Annotated in this window: 14 protein-coding genes; 10 read left to right on the top strand and 4 right to left on the bottom strand. The window is 71.1% G+C overall.

Annotation, left to right across the window (positions count from 1 at the left end):
• Positions 1-14 precede the first annotated feature (14 nt).
• Entirely contained in the window at positions 15-3,209 is a 3,195-nt protein-coding gene (locus ACFYWI_RS28210) for an ATP-binding protein (protein WP_389237797.1), read from the top strand.
• Positions 3,210-3,430: 221 nt separating this feature from the next.
• Here ACFYWI_RS28210 and ACFYWI_RS28215 read toward each other — a convergent pair whose 3' ends face one another.
• Both ACFYWI_RS28215 and ACFYWI_RS28220 read right to left on the bottom strand, forming a co-directional pair.
• Positions 3,431-4,219, bottom strand: a complete 789-nt coding sequence (locus tag ACFYWI_RS28215) for an ABC transporter permease (protein WP_389237960.1) — start codon at positions 4,217-4,219, stop codon at positions 3,431-3,433.
• Positions 4,220-4,224: 5 nt separating this feature from the next.
• Complete coding sequence (locus ACFYWI_RS28220) at positions 4,225-5,196, bottom strand: ATP-binding cassette domain-containing protein (RefSeq protein WP_389237799.1); 972 nt, start codon at positions 5,194-5,196, stop codon at positions 4,225-4,227.
• A 507-nt stretch (positions 5,197-5,703) separates the two neighbouring features.
• On the opposite strand from ACFYWI_RS28220, the gene ACFYWI_RS28225 reads away from it, so the two are divergent.
• Both ACFYWI_RS28225 and ACFYWI_RS28230 read left to right on the top strand, forming a co-directional pair.
• The gene (locus tag ACFYWI_RS28225) at positions 5,704-5,964 is read left to right on the top strand and encodes a hypothetical protein (protein ID WP_389237801.1); all 261 of its coding nucleotides are present in this window, start codon (positions 5,704-5,706) and stop codon (positions 5,962-5,964) included.
• Positions 5,964-6,452, top strand: coding sequence for a hypothetical protein (locus ACFYWI_RS28230; RefSeq protein WP_389237803.1), 489 nt, complete (start codon positions 5,964-5,966; stop codon positions 6,450-6,452). The genes ACFYWI_RS28225 and ACFYWI_RS28230 overlap by 1 nt, the downstream gene beginning before the upstream one ends.
• Here ACFYWI_RS28230 and ACFYWI_RS28235 read toward each other — a convergent pair.
• Positions 6,415-8,370: a nitrate- and nitrite sensing domain-containing protein gene (locus tag ACFYWI_RS28235; protein ID WP_389237805.1), complete on the bottom strand. Its 1,956-nt coding sequence runs from the start codon at positions 8,368-8,370 to the stop codon at positions 6,415-6,417. The two genes, ACFYWI_RS28230 and ACFYWI_RS28235, sit on opposite strands and share 38 nt — an antisense overlap.
• Positions 8,371-8,735: 365 nt before the next feature.
• On the opposite strand from ACFYWI_RS28235, the gene ACFYWI_RS28240 reads away from it, so the two are divergent.
• The 7 genes from ACFYWI_RS28240 to ACFYWI_RS28270 all read left to right on the top strand — a co-directional run bounded on the left by ACFYWI_RS28240 (position 8,736) and on the right by ACFYWI_RS28270 (position 16,863).
• Entirely contained in the window at positions 8,736-9,380 is a 645-nt protein-coding gene (locus ACFYWI_RS28240; RefSeq protein ID WP_389237807.1) for a TetR/AcrR family transcriptional regulator, read from the top strand.
• Positions 9,377-11,038, top strand: coding sequence for an FAD-binding dehydrogenase (locus ACFYWI_RS28245; RefSeq protein ID WP_389237809.1), 1,662 nt, complete (start codon positions 9,377-9,379; stop codon positions 11,036-11,038). Before ACFYWI_RS28240 ends, ACFYWI_RS28245 begins: the two co-directional genes overlap by 4 nt.
• A complete protein-coding gene (locus ACFYWI_RS28250; RefSeq protein ID WP_389237811.1) occupies positions 11,035-11,850 on the top strand; it encodes an SDR family NAD(P)-dependent oxidoreductase in 816 nt (271 codons plus the stop codon). The genes ACFYWI_RS28245 and ACFYWI_RS28250 overlap by 4 nt, the downstream gene beginning before the upstream one ends.
• Positions 11,851-12,405: 555 nt before the next feature.
• Positions 12,406-12,819, top strand: coding sequence for a YciI family protein (locus ACFYWI_RS28255; protein ID WP_389237813.1), 414 nt, complete (start codon positions 12,406-12,408; stop codon positions 12,817-12,819).
• Positions 12,816-14,048, top strand: coding sequence for an RNA polymerase sigma factor (locus ACFYWI_RS28260; protein ID WP_389237815.1), 1,233 nt, complete (start codon positions 12,816-12,818; stop codon positions 14,046-14,048). Before ACFYWI_RS28255 ends, ACFYWI_RS28260 begins: the two co-directional genes overlap by 4 nt.
• A 520-nt stretch (positions 14,049-14,568) precedes the next feature.
• Positions 14,569-15,162, top strand: coding sequence for an HhH-GPD-type base excision DNA repair protein (locus tag ACFYWI_RS28265; protein WP_389237817.1), 594 nt, complete (start codon positions 14,569-14,571; stop codon positions 15,160-15,162).
• Between the two features lie 165 nt (positions 15,163-15,327).
• Positions 15,328-16,863: a M28 family metallopeptidase gene (locus ACFYWI_RS28270; RefSeq protein WP_389237962.1), complete on the top strand. Its 1,536-nt coding sequence runs from the start codon at positions 15,328-15,330 to the stop codon at positions 16,861-16,863.
• Between the two features lie 39 nt (positions 16,864-16,902).
• Here ACFYWI_RS28270 and ACFYWI_RS28275 read toward each other — a convergent pair whose 3' ends face one another.
• Entirely contained in the window at positions 16,903-18,525 is a 1,623-nt protein-coding gene (locus ACFYWI_RS28275; RefSeq protein WP_389237819.1) for a helicase HerA-like domain-containing protein, read from the bottom strand.
• Positions 18,526-18,585: the final 60 nt, after the last annotated feature.

The raw sequence follows: 18,585 nt of genomic DNA on the forward strand, positions 1-18,585 counted from the left end.
GCTAACCTTCTTGGGTGAACACCGAGTTGACGCTGCTGACGAGGGTCTCCTGCCGCGACCAGGAGATCACCGCACCCCGGCTGCGCGGCCTGCTCGCCCTCCTCGCGGGCGAGCTGCGCACAGGGTGCAGCACCGCGCTCCTGGTGGACGGGCTCTGGCCGGACGAGCGGCCGGAGAACCCGGCCAAGGCACTGCAGATCCTTGTCTCGCGCGCCCGGGCACGCCTCGGCGCCGACGTGATCGCGAGTACCCCCACCGGCTACCGCCTCGCGCTGGGCGAGGACCAGGTCGACAGCTCCGCCGTCCTGCTCCGCGCCGCCGCCGGCGCGGAGCGCTCCCGGGCCGGGGACCACGCGGCGGCGCTCGCGCACGCCGAGGCAGGGCTTGCGCTGTGGGGTGGCGCCGGCGCCTTGCAGGCGGACGCCGTATCCGACGACCCGGTGTCGGCGCTGCGTGCGGAGCGGGCCCCGACGTATCGGTCGCTCACGCGGGTCCGCGCGCTGGCCCTCGCACGGCTCGGCCGCCGGGCCGAGGCGGTCGAGCCGCTCGCCGGCCTGGCACGGGAGCTGCCGCGGGACGAGGAGGTGCTGCTCGAGCTGCTGCGCTGCGAGGCTGCCACCGCGGGGCCTTCCGCCGCTCTGGCGACGTACGACGGCTATCGCCGAACGCTGCGCGACGAACTCGGCACCGACCCGGGGCCCGCGTTGCAGGCCGTGCACCAAGAGCTGTTGCAGGGTGAGGCGCCCGCGGTCCGCCGCGGGGTTCCGCACGAGCCCAACCCGCTGCTCGGCCGCGACGCGGATATCGCCGCGGTGGCCCAGATGCTGCGCACCTCCCGGGTCACCTCGATCGTCGGGGCGGGCGGCCTGGGCAAGACCCGGCTCGCGCACGTGGTGAGCCGCGAGGCGGAGCAGCGGGTGGTGCACCTGGTCGCGCTCGCGGGTCTCACCAGCGACGCCGACGTGGTCGGCGAGGTCGCCTCGGTCCTCGGCGTAGGTGAGTCGCTGCGCCCTGCGGTGAGCCACTTCGCCCTCCCGACGGATGTCCTCACCGGCATTGTGGGGGCCCTCGGCCCAGGTCCCGCGCTCCTGGTTCTCGACAACTGTGAACATGTCATCCGCGGCGTGGCCGAGCTGGTGCGGGCCCTGGTGTCGATGACCCGCGATCTGCGGGTGCTCACGACCAGCCGGGCCCCGCTCGGCATCTCCTCCGAATCGGTCTATCCGCTGCCGGAGTTGACCCTGCCGACGACCGTCGAGCTGTTCGAGCAGCGGGCGCGGGCTGCACGCCCCGGTGTCGAGCTGCCCGCCGATACGGTGGCCGAGCTCTGCCGCCATCTGGACGGGCTGCCGCTGGCCGCGGAACTGGCGGCGGCGCGGATACGGGTGATGTCGGTCGGCGAGATCGCCCTCCGGCTCGAGGACCGGTTCGCCCTGCTGCGGGGCGGGGCGCGGGACGCGCCGCAGCGCCACCGCACGCTGCGCGCCGTCGTCGACTGGAGCTGGAACCTCCTGGATCCGGCGGGGCGGGCGGCGCTGCGCGCGCTGTCGGTCTTTCCCAGCGGCTTCACGGCGGACGCGGCTCGGCAACTGCTCGGATCCGAGGGGGTGTTCGGCGGCAGCGACATCCTGGAGGTCCTCGAGGACCTGGCCGGCCAGTCCCTGCTCAAGGTCACCGACACGGTGTCCGGCATACGCTTCGGAATGCTGGAGACCGTACGGGAATTCAGCACGGCCCGACGGTCGGAGGCCGGCGAGGACGACCATGTGACCGGGCAGTTCATGGCGTGGGCACGCGACTTCGGGACGGCCCACCACGATGCCTCGTTCGGGCCCGACCCCTTCGCGTCCTGGGAGCGGATCAGGGCCGAGCAGGACAACCTCGTCCAGGCACTGCGCCTCGGCCTCGCCCGGGAGGACGGCGCCACCGTCGCGGCGACCACCGCGGTGCTCGGCAGCCTGTGGACCACCGAGGCCAACTACACCCGCCTCGTCCCGCTCACCCAGGACACCGGACCGCTGCTCTCCCACTTCCGGCCCGGGCCGGCCCTCGTCGAGGTCACCCGGACCGCCGCCGTCATGTGCACCGCGAATCTGTTCCTGGGGGTCGGTCCCGGGGCGGTACGCCCCCTCGTCGCCCTGCGCCGACTGCCCCCGGCCTCACCGGACACCCTGATCGGGGCCCTCTCGATGGTGCTGTGCGCCGCACCCCAACTGCTGGGCCCGGGCTCGGACCCGGAGCACTCGGCGCTGATCGCGCTGTGCGACAGCGACGAGCCCCTCCTTGCCGGCGTCGCCAACTGCGTGGCCAGCTATGTGTGGGAGAGCGAGTACGACCTGGACCGCGCGCTGGCGGCGGCCCGCCGGATGCTCGCGGCCTTCGAGGGCAGGTGCATCCCGTGGGCACAGGTCATGGCCCCTTGTCGGATGGGCGAACTGTGCCTGCAGGCGGAGCGGGGAGGCGAGGCACTGCCCCACCTGAAGTCGGCCCTGCACGTTCTCGAGAAGCTCGGGGTGTGGACCGACTCGCTCGGGATCCGCTGGGGAATGGTGCTCGCCGGTCTGCAGACCGGCGCACTCGACGAGGCGGAGCACTGGCTGGAACAGGTGGCGCTCAACCAGCCGCGCGACACGGCGGACGTGCTCACACCCGGCCTCGGGGCACGCGCGGAGATCGCGCTCGCGCGGGGCGAGACCGAGGCGGGTCTGCGTCTGTGGCGCCGGGCCGTCGATCAGGTGCGAAGCAGCGCGGGCCCGGTCTTCGGCGCCGAACTGGACCTGGAGCCCTGGATCCTGGAGGTCCAGGCCGTCGCCGTGACCGCCCATGCGTGGCACGGCCGGCTCGACCTCGTCGAGGAGATCACCGATGTCCTGCACGACAGGCTCACGGCGCTGCTGACGCGCCGCGCCGGCCTGCCGGCCCTGGTGAACCTTCCGGTCTGCGGGGCACTGCTGCTCGCGCTCGGAGCGGTCGACCTCGATCACGGTCGTACGCGATCGGGGACGCGCTGTGTCGCCCTGGCGGACCGCTTCCGCCATCTGCGCAACTTCCAGCCGACCATGTCCTCCGCCCGGGCCCGGAATGCGGCCGAACAGGCCGACAGGGCGGCGTACGCCGACGCCGTGTCGGAGTACGCCGCCCTGGACGGGGACGCGCTGCGGGCCGCCGCGCTCGCGGCGCTGGAGGAGCGGGAGAGGGCAGCCCGCTGAGTTCCTGGAGCCGTACCGGCAGCCGGATCAGGTGGAAGCCGTCCGCCGGCCGGTGCCCGAACTCCAGCTCGTCCCGGCGCACGGCGAGTGCGGTGTCCCGCCGCTGGACGAGCCACTGTCCGAGGACCAGCGACGCAGTCGGACGGCCGAGGGCCGCGCCCAGGCAGGAGTGGGCGCCGTGGCCGGTCCGTCGGCCGAGGCGCAGCCGGCCGTGACCGTCGCTACCGGGGGTCACGGTCGAAGACCCTCTTCGACCAGAGGTGGCCGGCCACGGTGATGCCGAGGCACCAGGCGACGGCCATCAGTCCGTTGTTGCCGATCTCCGTGCCGGTCAGCAGCCCGCGCAGGGTCTCGATGACCGTGGTGAACGGCTGGTACTCGGCGAACCAGCGGATCCAGGCCGGCATCGACTCGACCGGCACGAAGGCGCTGCTGACGAAGGGCAGCAGGAACGAGAGCGGCAGCACGGCGTTGCTCGCCGCCTCGGGGTTCGGGGACTTCAGGCCCAGGCCGACCGCCAGCCAGGTGAGCGCGAGGGCGATCAGAGCCAGGATCCCGGCCGCTGCCAGCCACTCCACGGGCGTCGCGCTGGACCGGAATCCGATGGCGAGGGCGACACCGACCACCAGAGCCAGGCTGACCAGCGTCTGGATCACACTGCCGACCACATGGCCGATCAGGACAGAGGCGCGGGAGATCGCCATGGTGCGGAAGCGGGCGACGATCCCCTCAGCCATGTCGGTGCAGACGGCCACCGCAGTGGGCGTCGCCCCCGAGCCGACGGTGATCAGCAGGATTCCGGGGACGACATACGCGATGTACGCGGCACGGTCTCCGCCGCCGCCGAGCCCATTGCTCAGCGCGCTGCCGAAGACGTACACGAAGAGCAGCAGCATGATGATCGGCATGGCCACGACGCCGATCGTCATGGAGGGGTAGCGCCTGGCGTGCAGCAGGTTGCGCCGCAGCATGGTGGCGGAGTCGCGCACGGCGTACGACGGGGTGGTCATCGAGCTCATCGGGCTTGCACCTTCTCGTTGTCGGGGCGGCCGGTGACCGCGAAGAAGACGTCGTCGAGATCGGGGGTGTGCACGGACAGCTCGTCGACTTCGACCGACGCGGCGTCGAGCACGTCGAGAACGGCCCGCAGTCCGCGCACGCTGCCGTCGTTCGGGATGCTCAGAGTGAGCGCGTCGGCGTCGCCCGGACCCACGCCGAACGCACGGGCGGCCGCTTCGAATGTGCTGCCCTCGTCGAACCGCAGCCGGACATGACCGCCGGGGACAAGGCGCTTGAGCTCGTCGGGGGTGCCCTGCGCGACCAGCTTCCCCTGGTTGAGGACCGCGATCCGGTCCGCGAGCTGGTCGGCCTCCTCCAGGTACTGGGTCGTCAGGAAGACCGTGACCCCGTCGGCCACCAGGTCGCGGATGATCTCCCACATGGTGCGGCGGCTGCGCGGGTCGAGTCCGGTGGTCGGCTCGTCGAGGAAGATCACGCTCGGGGCGCCGACCAGGGTCATGGCGATGTCGAGGCGGCGTCGCATACCGCCGGAGTAGGTGGAGGCCGGCTTCCTGGCCGCGTCGGCCAGATCGAACCGCTCGAGCAGCTCTGCGGTGATCCGCCGGCCCTCGCGGCGGCGCAGGTGGTGCAGGTCCGCCATGAGGAGCATGTTCTCCTCGCCTGTGATCATGTTGTCCACCGCGGAGAACTGTCCGGTGACACCGATCGCGGCGCGTACCGCATGGGGGGCCGTGGCCAGGTCGTGCCCTGCGACGCTCAGCCGGCCGCCGTCGGCGGTGATCAGCGTCGACAGGATCTGGACGGCGGTGGTCTTGCCGGCGCCGTTGGGGCCGAGCAGCGAGAAGACCGTGCCCTGGGGGACGCTCAGATCGATGCCGTCGAGCACGACCTTGTCGCCGTACGACTTGCGCAGCCCGGTGGCCGCGATGGCCGCTCGGGTCGGGGTGAGGCGTGGGTTCGAAGTCATGCCGCAGAGCGTGTGCGCAGTGAGCTTCACCGCGGCTTCACCGCGGTTTCAGGCGGTACGAAGCCGCGAAGCCGGGCACACAAAAAGGCCGCCCGTCCCGCTTCTGCGCAGGTCGGACAGCCTTGGGTTCATGCAAACATGCAGTCCCCGGTAGTCCTTCTCCATTCCATGAGCTCCAGCCGTCACTGAAACTTCTGAGATGGAGAGGGCCGCCGGGGGCCTGGCCAGAGCCAACAAGTGGTCACGCTCATCGATGGACGTCTCCACCGGTGGTGCGGCTCGCTCTGGTTTTCTGGTGTAGTCAGCATTTTCCTCCCTATTTCTCCCGAGTCAAGGGCTTCTTTCTCCCGAGCCAAGGGCTTCGCACGCTGACGGGCGCGTGGCGCCACTACCTCTGCGTGGTGCCACGCGGAATCCGCTGCGGGGATCCGTCGGCCCATGGTTTCGCCGAGGGCAGCGAGGGGTGCCGAAACCGCGCCCGGTCGCCGACGGCAGCGGTGGGTGCTGGTGGCGTCGAGTCTTGCCCTGGCCATGACGTTCGTGGACGAGACCGTCGTCGGGGTGCTCCCGACGATCAGGGATGACCTCGGGATCAGCGTCGCGCTCTCCCATGTGCAGGACGCGCTCGGGCTCAGCCCGTCGGCCGCCGGTCTCGCCATGCTGCCCACCGTCGTCCTCGCGCCGGCCACCGGGGCGCCGGCACGGCGCTTCGGTGCCCGGACGCTGACGGTGGCGGGCGGGGGGGCGGAGCGCTCGGCTTCGCCCTGATGGGCGTCGCGGCGGGGATCCACAGCTACTGGCCCTTCGGCGCGGCCCTGTTGGTCTGGGGAACGTCGATCCCTTTCGTGTACAACCCGGCCATGTCCATCGCCATGTCCGCACCGCCGCCGGGTCGCCGCGGCGGTGCGTCGGGACTTCTGGAGATGTGCCTGCAGGTCGGCGGAACGCTCGGCACCGCACTCGTCGGGGCGACGCTCCTCCACGCCCACTCGGGGGCAGCGCCGCTGCCAGGAGACGCGTTCGCCACCGGTCTCTACCTCACCGCGGGCGTTCTGGCGGCCGCCGCAGTGATCCTGACCTTCTGGTCGCCTCCACGCGCACGACGGGGGGGGCACCACTTCGCGATGAGTCCGCGCGGTGCCCCGCCGATGCCCGCGCCCGCTCGTCGCCGACCCCGGGAGCCGACGACCTGGGAGCCGGCCCCTGGCGCGGCCGGGATCACCCGGCCGTCGCCGACTGCGCCTGAGGCACATTGACGAGCGTGGCGGGCAGGGCGATGTACGCCGTGACTCCGCAGACACCCTCCTGCCCCTGCGTGGGCCGCAGTTCGACCTGGGCACCGAGCCGGGCCGCGAGGGTCCCGACGACGTAATGGCCGAGGTAGCGCGTCGGGGCGACCAGGAAGGACTCCCGGCCCGCGAGCCGGGCGTTGGAGCGGGCGAGTTCCTCGGCGGTCATACCGGAACCGCGGTCGACGACTGCGAGGCAGTACTCGGCGCCGTCGCGCCAGCCGTAGATCTCGACCGGGTGCGTGGGAGGGGAGAAGACCAGGGCGTTCTCGATGAGTTCGGCGAGCAGATGGGAGAGCTCGGCGACCGCCCGGCCGTGGATCCGGCCGGCCTCCACATCGACCACGGCGACCCGCTGGTACTGCTCGACCTCGGCGATCGCCGACTGCACCACCTCGGTCGCCGCCACCATGCCCGACCAGGTGCGCGGCGGCAGCTCCTCCCCCGCGAGCACGAGCAGCGATTCGGCATTGCGGCGCATGCGGGTGGCCAGGTGATCGAGTTCGAAGAGTTCGCCGAGTGCGTCCGGGTCGACCTCCTGGCTCTCCAGGACAGTGATCAGGCCGAGTTGTCGGGAGAGCAGCGCCTGGTTGCGGCGGCCGAGGCTGGCGAGCGACTCGGAATTGTTGCGGCGCAGCACGGCCTGCTCGGTCGCCAGACCGATCGCCGTGTGCTCGACGTTGTGCAGCGCTGTGGCGAGCCGGGTGAACTCGCGGGCGCCGTCCGGCACCCGCCGGCGCGACGCGGAGACGAGTTCCTCGTCCGCCTCGGCCCGCTGAATCCGGGCGACGGCGGCGGGCAGCCCGGTACGGGCGACCAGGTCGGCCTCGTCGGCGAGGGCGACGAGCGGGCGGGTGATCGAGCGGGCGGAGAGCATGGCGAGCGCGGTGGCGACCGCGAGGATCAGTACACCGAGACCGATGAAAGTGCCGAGCTGGCCGGTGGCGTCGTCCCCGATCCGGTCCGTGCGCGCCCGTACCTCGGCGCCGATCTGCCGCTGAACGCCGTGGAGTCGGTCGACGAGCGCGGTCATCGACGACCACCAGCTGCTGGGGTTCACGGTGAGCCGGCTGCCGTCGGCTCCGCCCTCGGCCCGCTTCTCGAAGCCGATGGCACGCCGGGCCTCGCCGGTGGCGAAGGCGGCGTCGAGCGTGGACTGCTGGGCGGGGGTGGAGACTTCGGCGTACTGACGCAGGAAGGCCAGCCGGTCCGCCCGTACTTCGGTGAAGCGGAGGAACTCGCCGTCCTTGAAACGCCCCGCCGCGAAGACCCCGTTGAGGAAACCGCGCTCCAGCGCGACCGCCTCGGTGGCCCGGGCGAGGGCCTGCAGCGCACCCATCGACTTCGAGAGGGTGCCGTCACCACGAGCCGGCTGCGCGGACGCGGCGGAGATCAGTCCGTCGATCGCGTCGGTGTACGCGACAAGGGTCGCGGTGCGCTGTGCGCTGCCGGCGTCGACCAGATTGCGCACGGTGGCCAGCGCCATGACCGGGGTGAGCGCATCGCGCAGGGCGTCGGCGGTGTCCGCTCCCGCATCGCCCTCCGTGAGCAGCACGTCGAATTCGTCCCGGGCGGTGTCGGTGCGTGCGCGCTGGGCGTCGACGTCGTCGCGGTACTCCTTGGCACCGCCCAGGAGGCCGTTGGTGAGGCCACGTTCGCGCTGCAACTCGCGCACGACGTCCTGGGACTTGAGGACGAGTTCGACCCGCTCGGCACTCTCGCGCGACGCGGACCAGTCGGCCGCACGGTCGGCGATGCCGAGACAGGTGAGGATCAACAACAGACAGGTGGGGACGGCGAGCACGATGGCCACACGGCCTCGGATCGTGCCCCAGCCGGGCAGAGTGGGCGGTTTCCGCAGAAGGCGTCTTCGAATGCGCGTCACGTGCAAAACGATACGAACGGGCGTGCCCGGGGCGGTTTCCCGAGAGTAAGCAGCTCATTACTCCTGCTTCACAGGAACCCGGGGCGCGCCGCGCACCGTACGCCACTTTCCGGTAACGCAGCACCGGTGCCGACCTGTTGACCGATCTGGGGTCTTTACCGTTCTCCGGCTCGGCCGCCGTCCCCCTCTGTGTACGGCCGGTCTGTGGATCACTTGTTGCGCGGCACCTTCGCGAGGGGGCAGACCGCCGCTTGCCCGTGGTAGCCGCGTTCGCGGCTACCACGCCGCCCCTCAGGCATTCGCACGACCCTTGTTGATACGCGAATGCATCGGATACGTTCATGTATCGAAAGAGAGGATGGGCGATGACCGCAACCGCACCCACGGGGGCCACCGCACCCAAGCGCGTCACCGTGCGCCGTGCGCAGACCCGGCAGCGACTCCTCGACGCCGCACTCGAGGTGTTCGCCGACGAGGGCTTCGGGCGCTCGACCGTCGAGCAGATCTGCGAACGCGCCGGCTACACGCGCGGCGCGTTCTACTCCAACTTCACCTCGCTGGACGAGCTGTTCCTCGCCATGTGGGAGGAGCGTTCGCAGCGCATGCTCGCCGATGCGCGTGAGGCGCTGGCCGAGGTGTCGGCGGTGGCGCCCCAGGAGAGCCTCAGGGCCGCGCTGGCCGCCATCCCCGTCGACGACGCCTGGTACCGGGTGACGGCCGAGTTCACCGCGCACGCGCTGCGCAATCCTTCGCTGCGGCGCGTCATGGCCGCACGCGAGCAGTCGATCCTCGACACGCTGCTGCCCGTCGTCGTCGAGGCGCTCGCGCGGACCGGGCGGCGGGTCGAGGACGAGGCGGCGCTCGGGCACGCGCTCGTCGCCGTGCACGACGGCACCGCCGTACAGGTGCTGCTCGAACCGGGCAGCAAGGTGGTGCGCCGCCGGCGCGAGGAGCTGTTCATGAGCGTGCTGCACGCATACAGCACACGGATCACCGAGGAGCCGCAGTGAGCGACGACGCCGATGTCATAGTGGTGGGCGCGGGTCTTGCCGGACTGGTCGCGACGTACGAACTGACCCGTGCCGGACGGCGGGTGACCGTCGTCGACCAGGAGAACGAGGCCAATCTCGGTGGCCAGGCGTTCTGGTCGCTCGGCGGGCTGTTCTTCGTCGACAGCCCGGAGCAGCGCCGGATGGGCATCAAGGACTCCCACGATCTCGCACTTGCCGACTGGCTCGGCTCGGCCGGGTTCGACCGCGACCGCGAGGACCACTGGCCGCGGCAGTGGGCGCACGCGTACGTGGACTTCGCCGCCGGCGAGAAGCGGGACTATCTGCACCGGCTCGGCCTGCGGGTGATGCCGACGGTCGGCTGGGCCGAGCGCGGCGCGGGCACGGCGGCCGGGCACGGCAACTCCGTGCCCCGCTTCCATCTCACCTGGGGCACCGGGCCGGAGGTGGTACGGGTGTTCCGTGAGCCGGTGCTCGCGGCGGCCGCACGCGGCCTCGTCACGTTCAGGTACCGCCACCAGGTCGACGATCTGATCGTCGAGAACGGCGCCGCGGTGGGCGTGCGCGGCACGGTCCTCGCGCCCTCTTCCGAGCCTCGCGGCGCCGCGTCGTCGCGCGAGGCGGCAGGCGCCTTCGAGCTGCGCGCGCAGGCCGTGGTCGTCACCTCGGGCGGCATCGGCGGCAACCAGGCCCTGGTGCGCAGGAACTGGCCGGCCGACCGGGTGGGACCGGCCCCCGCATCGATGATCACCGGCGTGCCCGCGCACGTCGACGGCCGGATGCTGGAGATCACCGAGAGCGCGGGCGGCTCCCTCGTCAACCGCGACCGCATGTGGCACTACACCGAGGGCATCAAGAACTGGGACCCGATCTGGCCCGACCATGCGATCCGCATCATCCCCGGCCCCTCCTCCCTGTGGCTGGACGCGACCGGGCAGCGGCTGCCCGTGCCGCTGTTCCCCGGACACGACACGCTCGCCACGCTGAAGCACATCGTGCGGACGGGCCACGACCACACCTGGTTCGTCCTCACCCGCTCGATCGTGGAGAAGGAGTTCGCCCTCTCCGGTTCGGAGCAGAACCCCGACATCACCGGGAAAGATCTCAGGCTCGTGCTGTCCCGCGGGAAGAAGGGCGCCCCCGGCCCCGTCCAGGCGTTCCTCGACCACGGTGAGGACTTCGTCGTACGGCCCACCCTCCAGGAGCTCGTCGACGGCATGAACGCGATCAACCCGGGACCGAAACTCGACTTCGCCCAGGTCGAGCGGGAGATCGTGGCGCGCGACCGCGAGGTGGACAACGCCTACACCAAGGACTTCCAGCTGATGTCCGTCAAGAACGCCCGCGCGTACTGGCCCGACAGGATCACCCGGGTCGCCAAACCGCACCGGCTGCTCGATCCGGCGCACGGACCGCTGATCGCCGTACGTCTGCATCTGCTCACCCGCAAGACCCTCGGCGGGCTCGAGACCACGCTCGACTCACAGGTCGTACGGCCCGACGGCTCGCTCTTCGACGGGCTGTACGCGGCGGGCGAGGTCGCCGGGTTCGGCGGCGGAGGCGTACACGGCTACAACGCGCTGGAGGGCACGTTCCTCGGCGGCTGCATCTTCTCCGGCCGCGCCGCGGGCCGCGCCCTCGCCCGGAGCCTGGCATGAGCGCCCCCGCGTCCGGCACGGGCCGGACCGCGCTCGTGACGGGCGCGTCCTCCGGGATCGGTGCGGCCGTCGCCGCGGCGCTCGCCGGGCGCGGCTACCGCGTGATCGGCACCAGCCGCAATCCGTCGACGGTCACCGACCCGGTCCCCGGCGTCGAGTACCTCGCGCTCGACCTCACCGACGACGCCTCGGTCGAGGCCTGCGCGGCGGCGGCCGGCCCGGTGGACGTCCTGGTCAACAACGCGGGCGAAAGCCAGAACGGACCGCTCGAGGAACTGCCCATGGAGGCGGTCGAGCGGCTGTTCCGGCTCAACGTCTTCGGTGCCGTGCGGCTCACCCAGCTCGTGCTGCCCGCCATGCGCGCCCGCGGATACGGCCGCGTCGTCATGGTCGGCTCGATGCTGGCCAGTTTTCCGCTCGCCTACCGCTCCTCGTACGTGGCCTCCAAGGCGGCGATCAAGGGCTTCGCACACGCCGCGCGGCGTGAGGTCGCTCCCTACGGCGTCGGAATCACCACCGTCGAGCCCGGTTCCATCAGGACCGGCATCAGCGAGCGGCGAACCGAGTACGTGGCCGACGGTTCGCCGTTCGAGGCCGAGTACCGAACCATGCTGCGGGCGCTGAACGCCAACGAGGCGAGCGGCATCTCGGCCGGGCAGGTCGCCGCCACCGTGGTCAGGGCGGTCGAGGCCGCGCGGCCGAGGCCGCTGTACGCGGTGGGCAGCAACGCGCCAGTGGTGTTCGCGCTGCGCCGGCTGCTGCCGCGGGCAGCGGTCGAGCGGATGGTGGCGCGCCGGCACGGGCTGCGCTGAGCGCCCGGAGAACTCCTGCGGCGTGGCGGTCACACTTCCTCGGCGCCGCGGGTCATCACAGTGACAGCACGAACGGGCAGCGCAGACCCGTCACTGGGGCGTCCATGAGTCACCTTCCTCCCTCGCGAAGTGTCGAGGAAGTGACCCGCTCCATGGGCCCGATGTGACACGGGAGCACGGTGAGCCGCCCGACGAGAGGGAAAGGCGGTTGATGACCGGGGACACGGAACCGGGGCTCTGCTCACCTCCGTACACCACAACCCTGCCGGCCCGGGCAGCCGCCCAGACGAGGCATGGACGTCCATGCCTGCACCGGCCCGCAGTCACTGAACGCCCCGGCCGGGCGGACCGTGCACTGGTACGGCAGGCCGCCGGCCGCCTGACGCGTCGCCGACCGGGTCGAGATCGCGCTTCTGGAGCCGCCCGACCTGCGCGGGGCCGGGCGAACTCCCTGAGAAAAACCCGGCGCGCCTGTCGAGAATCCGTCATCGGCTCCGACGTCCCCTGTGAGAGTTGCCCACAAGGGGCGGCCACTCATCCCGAGGGAGCAAGACCATGAAGTACCTGGTGATGGTCCAGGGCACACAGGCCGACTACGAGGCGATGCGCGGCAAGGCGTCCGAGCACTCCCCGGCCTGGAGCGAGAAGGACATGCAGGCGATGTTCTCGTTCATGCAGTCCGTCAACGACGACCTCGCCGAGTCCGGGGAGCTCGTGGACGGACAGGGACTGGCCGAGCCCGCGCTGACCCGGTACGTCACCGCCGACAAGGACGGCCGCCCGGTGATCACGGACGGGCCGTACGGCGAGACCAAGGAACTCCTCGCCGGCTACTGGGTTCTGGACTGCGCGAGCCTGGACCGGGTCACGGAGATCGCCGCCCGCGTCGCCCGGTGCCCGGTCCCCGAAGGCAGCCCCGACTACCCCGTGGTCATCCGGCCCATCCTGGACAGCGGAGGCGATGTGTGAGGCGTACGACCGAGGTCGAGGACCTGCTGCGCCGGCATGCGCCGCAGGTCCTCGGCGCACTGGTGCGCCGGTACGGGCACTTCGACCTGGCCGAGGACTCCGTGCAGGAGGCCCTGCTGGCCGCCGCGCAGCAGTGGCCCGATGACGGCGTCCCCGCCAATCCGCGCGGCTGGCTGATCCGCGTCGCCGCCCGCCGGCTCACCGACCTGCTGCGCAGCGAGGAGGCGCGCCGCCGGCGGGAGGAGTCGGCCGCGCAGCTCACCCCCCGCGACGCGTTCACCACGCCGCCGCCCGGAGAGGGCCGCGCCCCGTCCGAGGACGACACCCTCACGCTGCTGTTCCTGTGCTGCCATCCCGAACTGACCCCGGCCGCCCAGATCGCGCTCACCCTGCGGGCCGTGGGAGGTCTGACAACCGTGGAGATCGCCCGTGCGCATCTGGTGCCGGAGGCGACGATGGCGCAGCGCATCAGCCGGGCCAAGCAGCGGATCAGGGGCGTGCCGTTCCGCAGGCCGGTTCCCGCGGACCGCGACGCGCGGCTCGCCGTCGTGCTCCAGGTCCTCTACCTGATCTTCAACGAGGGCTACACGGCGACCACCGGCCGTGATCTGCACCGTTCCGACCTTGCCGGGGAGGCGATCCGGCTGGCCCGCGCGGTGCGCCGGCTGCTGCCCGAGGAGGGCGGGGTGACCGGACTGCTGGCGCTGATGCTGCTCACCGAGGCCCGCAGCGCGGCCCGCACCGGGCCGCACGGTGAACTGATCCCGCTCGACGAACAGGACCGAGGCCGCTGGGACCGGGACGCGATCGCCGAGGGCACCGCCCTGGTGGAGAAGGCGCTGTCGCAGGGACCGGCCGGTGTCTACCAGCTGCAGGCGGCGATCGCGGCCCTGCACGACGAGGCGGCGACCGCCGACGACACCGACTGGCCGCAGATTCTCGCCCTGTACGACCTGCTGGTGGAGCGCGCACCCGAGCCGATGGCGGAGCTGGGCCGGGCCGTGGCGGTGGCCATGGTGCACGGACCGCGGGCCGGGCTGACCGAAGTCGCCGCTCTGAGAGACCGGTTGGCGGGCCATCACCGGCTGGACGCCGTAACGGCACATCTGCTGGAGAAGGCGGGGGACACCGAAGCTGCCCGTCAGGCCTACGAGTTGGCGGCTCAGCGCACGCTCAGCATCCCCGAGGCCCGCTACCTCCGCGCCCGCGCCGCCCGGCTGGAGCCGTAGCGGGGGCAGCTCGTACCCGTCGGGGGACCGCAGTCCTCAGGCATCAGCAGGATGCGAGTCGTCGGGTCGCCGTGCGGCTGACCGACGAGCCGGCCCGTCGGTCAGCGAGGCCGCGATACGGCGCCCGCGGCTCCCGGACCGGGTGCTCTCGCACCGGACGGCGTACCCGGATCCGATCGGCAGCGTGGTCCGCGATCCCGGGCTTCCGCTGGAGATGACGCACCGGCTCGACCGGGTCCGGGTCGCTCCCGCGTCCGTCAGCCGCAGGGACGTCCGCGGGTTCAGCGCCGCCGCCCGGGGCAGGACGTCGAGGACCGCGATCCCGCCCTGCTCGTCGTGGAGCCTGGCCAGGGCCGGAGCAACGATCTCCCGGTCGCCGGACCGGCCCACCCCACTGGCCCGGCGTCCCGTACTGCAGACGCATCCCGGTCGGCCGGCTTACCGCCCCGACCCCGCTGCCGCGAACCCGTCCGCGCGCGCGTGGATGGCGGCTCACGGACCGCCGGGTGATCATCGGGGCATGAACGCCACCATTCATCTCGCCCAGCAGCCCGAGGCCGACGAACTGCTCGGCCGCAGCCCGCTCGCCGCCCTGATCGGGATGCTTCTCGACCAGCAGGTGCCGATGGAGTGGGCGTTCTCCGGCCCGTACACCATCGCGCAGCGCATGGGCCGGGACGATCCGGACTGCGCGGAGATCGCCGCGTACGACCCCGACGCCTTCGCCGAGCTGTTGAAGCAGAAGCCTGCCGTGCACCGCTATCCGGGGTCGATGGCGAAGAGGATCCAACAGCTGTGCCAGTACCTCGTCGACGAGTACGACGGCGACGCGAGCGCCGTGTGGCGGGACGTGGAGAGCGGCGCGGAACTGCTGAAGCGGCTGAAGGCGCTGCCGGGCTTCGGCGAGCAGAAGGCGAAGATCTTCCTGGCGCTGCTGGGCAAGCAGTACGGCGTGCGGCCCACGGGCTGGCGCGAGGCGGCCGGGGTCTACGGCGAGCCGGGCTACCGCTCGGCGGCCGACATCACCGGCCCCGAGTCGCTGGCCAAGGTCCGGGCGCACAAGCAGGAGATGAAGCGCGCGGCAAAAGCAGAGGGTGCCGCCAAAAAGCCCTGATACGGAGCAAGTTGAAGCGGATGGATCACCTCCGGGTGTCAATGCGATGAAATGCACCGGCAGTTGCGGCAGAAGTGTTCCCAGAACGCGCGTAGATCGCTAACTTCCCTTCAACCCACGTTCGCACCGGGAAGGACCTCTGTGAACGCATCCCATCGCAGAGCCGTGGCCACCCTGGCCGCAGCCGCACTCGCGACCCCGCTCCTGCTGGCATCCGCCTCCCCGTCCGCAGCGCACCGTCAGGACCCCGCCGACCAGGCGGCCAAGGACGCGTCGAAGCTGGCACGGAAGCTGGTCGAAAGGTCGTCCGCGCAGGACGCCTACAAGCATTTGAAGAAGTTCCAGCAGATAGCGGACACGACGGGCGGCCACCGCGCCGCCGGCTCACTCGGGCACGACGCGTCCGCCGCGTATGTGTACCAGCAGTTGAAGAAGTACGGGTACGACGTGTCGTACCAGCGCTTCGAGTTCCTCTACACCGAGACGCAGGCCGAGAAACTCTCGGTCGTCTCGCCGACACCCCGTGACGTCGTCATCAAGGCGATGACCTACACCAAGTCCACCCCGGTGGGCGGCGTGAAGGCCGATCTGGTCGCCGTACCGGTGGACACCACCACCGGCTGCGAGGCCACCGACTACGCGTCGGGCACCTTCACCGGCAAGATCGCGCTGATCAAGCGCGGCGGCTGCACCTTCGCCGCGAAGCAGGCGGCGGCAGCCGACGCGGGCGCGATCGGCGCGGTCATCTACAACAACACCGAGGGCGCGCTCTCCGGCACCCTCGGCAATGTCGCCGACGCCAAGATCCCGACCGGCGGAATCACCCTCGCCGAGGGCGAGAAGCTCGCCGCGGACCTCGCGGGGGGTCCGGTCAACGTCTCCTTCGAGATCCGCGAATTCCAGCAGACACGTTCCACCAACAACGTCATCGCGGAGACCCGGCATGGCAACGCCGCCAACACCGTGATGCTCGGCGCGCACCTCGACTCGGTCACCGCAGGTCCCGGCATCAACGACAACGGCTCCGGTTCGGCCGGTCTGCTCGAGGTCGCCGAGGAGCTGGCGAAGAAGGAGAAGCGCCCCGCCAACAAGGTGCGCTTCGCCTGGTGGTCGGCAGAGGAGAACGGCCTGCTCGGCTCCGAGCACTACGTCGCGAACCTCAGCGGCCTGGGCAAGAAGGAGATCAAGCTCTACCTGAACTTCGACATGATCGCCTCGCCGAACTACGGGCTCTTCGTCTACGACGGCGACGACTCGGACGGCGTGGGCTCCGAGGCCGGTCCCGCGGGCTCGGCCCAGCTCGAGCGCGACATCAACGAGTTCCTCGACAAGCGGGGCACCCCGCACGAGGGCACCGACTTCACCGGCCGCTCCGACTACGGGCCGTTCATCGAGGTCGGCATCCCGTCCGGCGGCACCTTCACCGGTGCCGAAGGCATCAAGACCGAGGCGCAGGCGAAGAAGTTCGGCGGCACGGCCGGTGTCGCGTACGACGTGAACTACCACGCCAAGGGCGACAACCTGAGCAACATCAACATGACGGCGTTCAAGGTGAACATCGGCGTCATAGCCAACGCCGTGGGCACCTACGCCCACGACCTGAGTTCCCTGCGCAAGCCGGTCACCTCCGTTCCCACGGACGGTGACGCGGGCAGCGGCGGAGGCCTGCACGACGGTCACGACCACGACGTGACCGAGTAGGGCACGGGCACGACACGTGCGGTGCGGCGCGCCGCGGGCTCATCGCCTGCGGCGCGCCGTCCCGAACAGCGACCGTGAGATCTCACGCCCCAGCTGCGTACCCACCGACCGTGCCAGCGACGTGAAGATCCCGCTCCCCAGCACCTGCTCGGCGAGCGACTCCTCCCGCTGGTGCGAGGCTCTGCTCGCCTTCGGCACCCGTTCGGCCTCCTGCGCCTCCTGCACCTCCCGGGCCGCGAGCTCGGCCGCCGCCTCCGCCGCCTGCTGCTCGGCCGTCAGCTTCTCGTACGCCGAGGACCGGTCGACGGCCTCGGCATATCGCCCGTACAGCGGCGACGCCTTCACCGCCGCGTCCAGCGCACCCGCCTCGATCGGCCCCACCAGCGATTGCGGCGCACGCAGCCGGGTCACCGCGACCGGTGTCGGCGCGCCCCTGTCGCTCAGCACGGTGATCACCGCCTCGCCCGTCCCGAGCCCGGTGAGCACCTCCTCGAGGTCGTAGGGAGATTTCGGGAAGGTCTTCGCGGTCGCCCTCAGCGCCTTGGCGTCGTCGGGCGTGAACGCGCGCTGTGCGTGCTGCACCCGGTTGCCGAGCTGGGCGAGTACATCGACGGGCAGATCCTTCGGGGTCTGCGTGACGAAGAAGATGCCGACCCCTTTCGAGCGAATCAGCCGCACGGTCCGCGTGACCGACTCGAGGAACGCCTTGGACGCCCCGTCGAACAGCAGATGGGCCTCGTCGAAGAAGAAGACCAGTCCTGGCTTCTCCACGTCGCCGACCTCGGGAAGGTCGTGGAAGAGATCCGCGAGCAGCCACATCAGGAACGTCGAGAAGAGCTGCGGCTTGTCCTGGACCGCGGGCAGCTCCAGTACGGAGACCAGCCCGCGCCCGTCCGGCGCCGTACGCAGCAGCTCGGCGGTGTCGAACGCCGGCTCGCCGAAGAGACCGCCCGCGCCCTGCTGCTCGAAGGCGGTGATGGAGCGCAGGATCACCCCGGCGGTGGCGGTGGAGATGCCGCCGAGGCTCCTGAGCTCCGACGCTCCGGCGCCGGACACGAGAAAGGCGACCACGGCCCGAAGATCCTTCAGGTCCACCAGCTCCAGGCCCTTGGAGTCGGCGTAATGGAAGATCAGCGCGAGCGACTGCTCCTGGGTCCGGTTCAGTTGCAGCACCTTGGACAGCAGCAGGGGCCCGAAGTCGGTGACGGTGGCACGCAGCGGAATGCCGGGGCCGATACCTCCGAGGCCGTAGAACTCGCACGGGAAGCCCTGTCCGGCCCAAGCCTGCCCGATCTGTCCGGCGCGCTCGCGGACCGCGTCACTGTCCTTGCCGGGTGCCGACATGCCGGAGACGTCTCCCTTGATGTCGGCGAGGAGGACAGGCACCCCGTTGGCCGAGAGCTGTTCGGCCATCAGCTGGATCGTCCTGGTCTTACCGGTGCCGGTGGCCCCGGCGACCAGACCGTGCCGGTTGAGCACGGACAGCGGAACACGGATCCGGGCGTCAGGGAGGCACCGGCCGTCCCAGACGAGGGCGCCGAGATCGAGCGCGGGTCCGGTCAGGGCGTATCCGGCGGCGATCTCCAGCGCGGGCCGCGGCAGCGCGGCGGCCCTTCCGATCTCCTCAAAGGCCGCCTCTCGGACCGGCTCCTGAGCTGTCATGAAGACCCCTGTTCCCGGTTTGAACAATTTTGTACAGGATCGCACTACGACTTCATGGCT

It is taken from the genome of Streptomyces sp. NPDC002889 (assembly GCF_042888425.1).
Classification (GTDB): domain Bacteria; phylum Actinomycetota; class Actinomycetes; order Streptomycetales; family Streptomycetaceae; genus Streptomyces.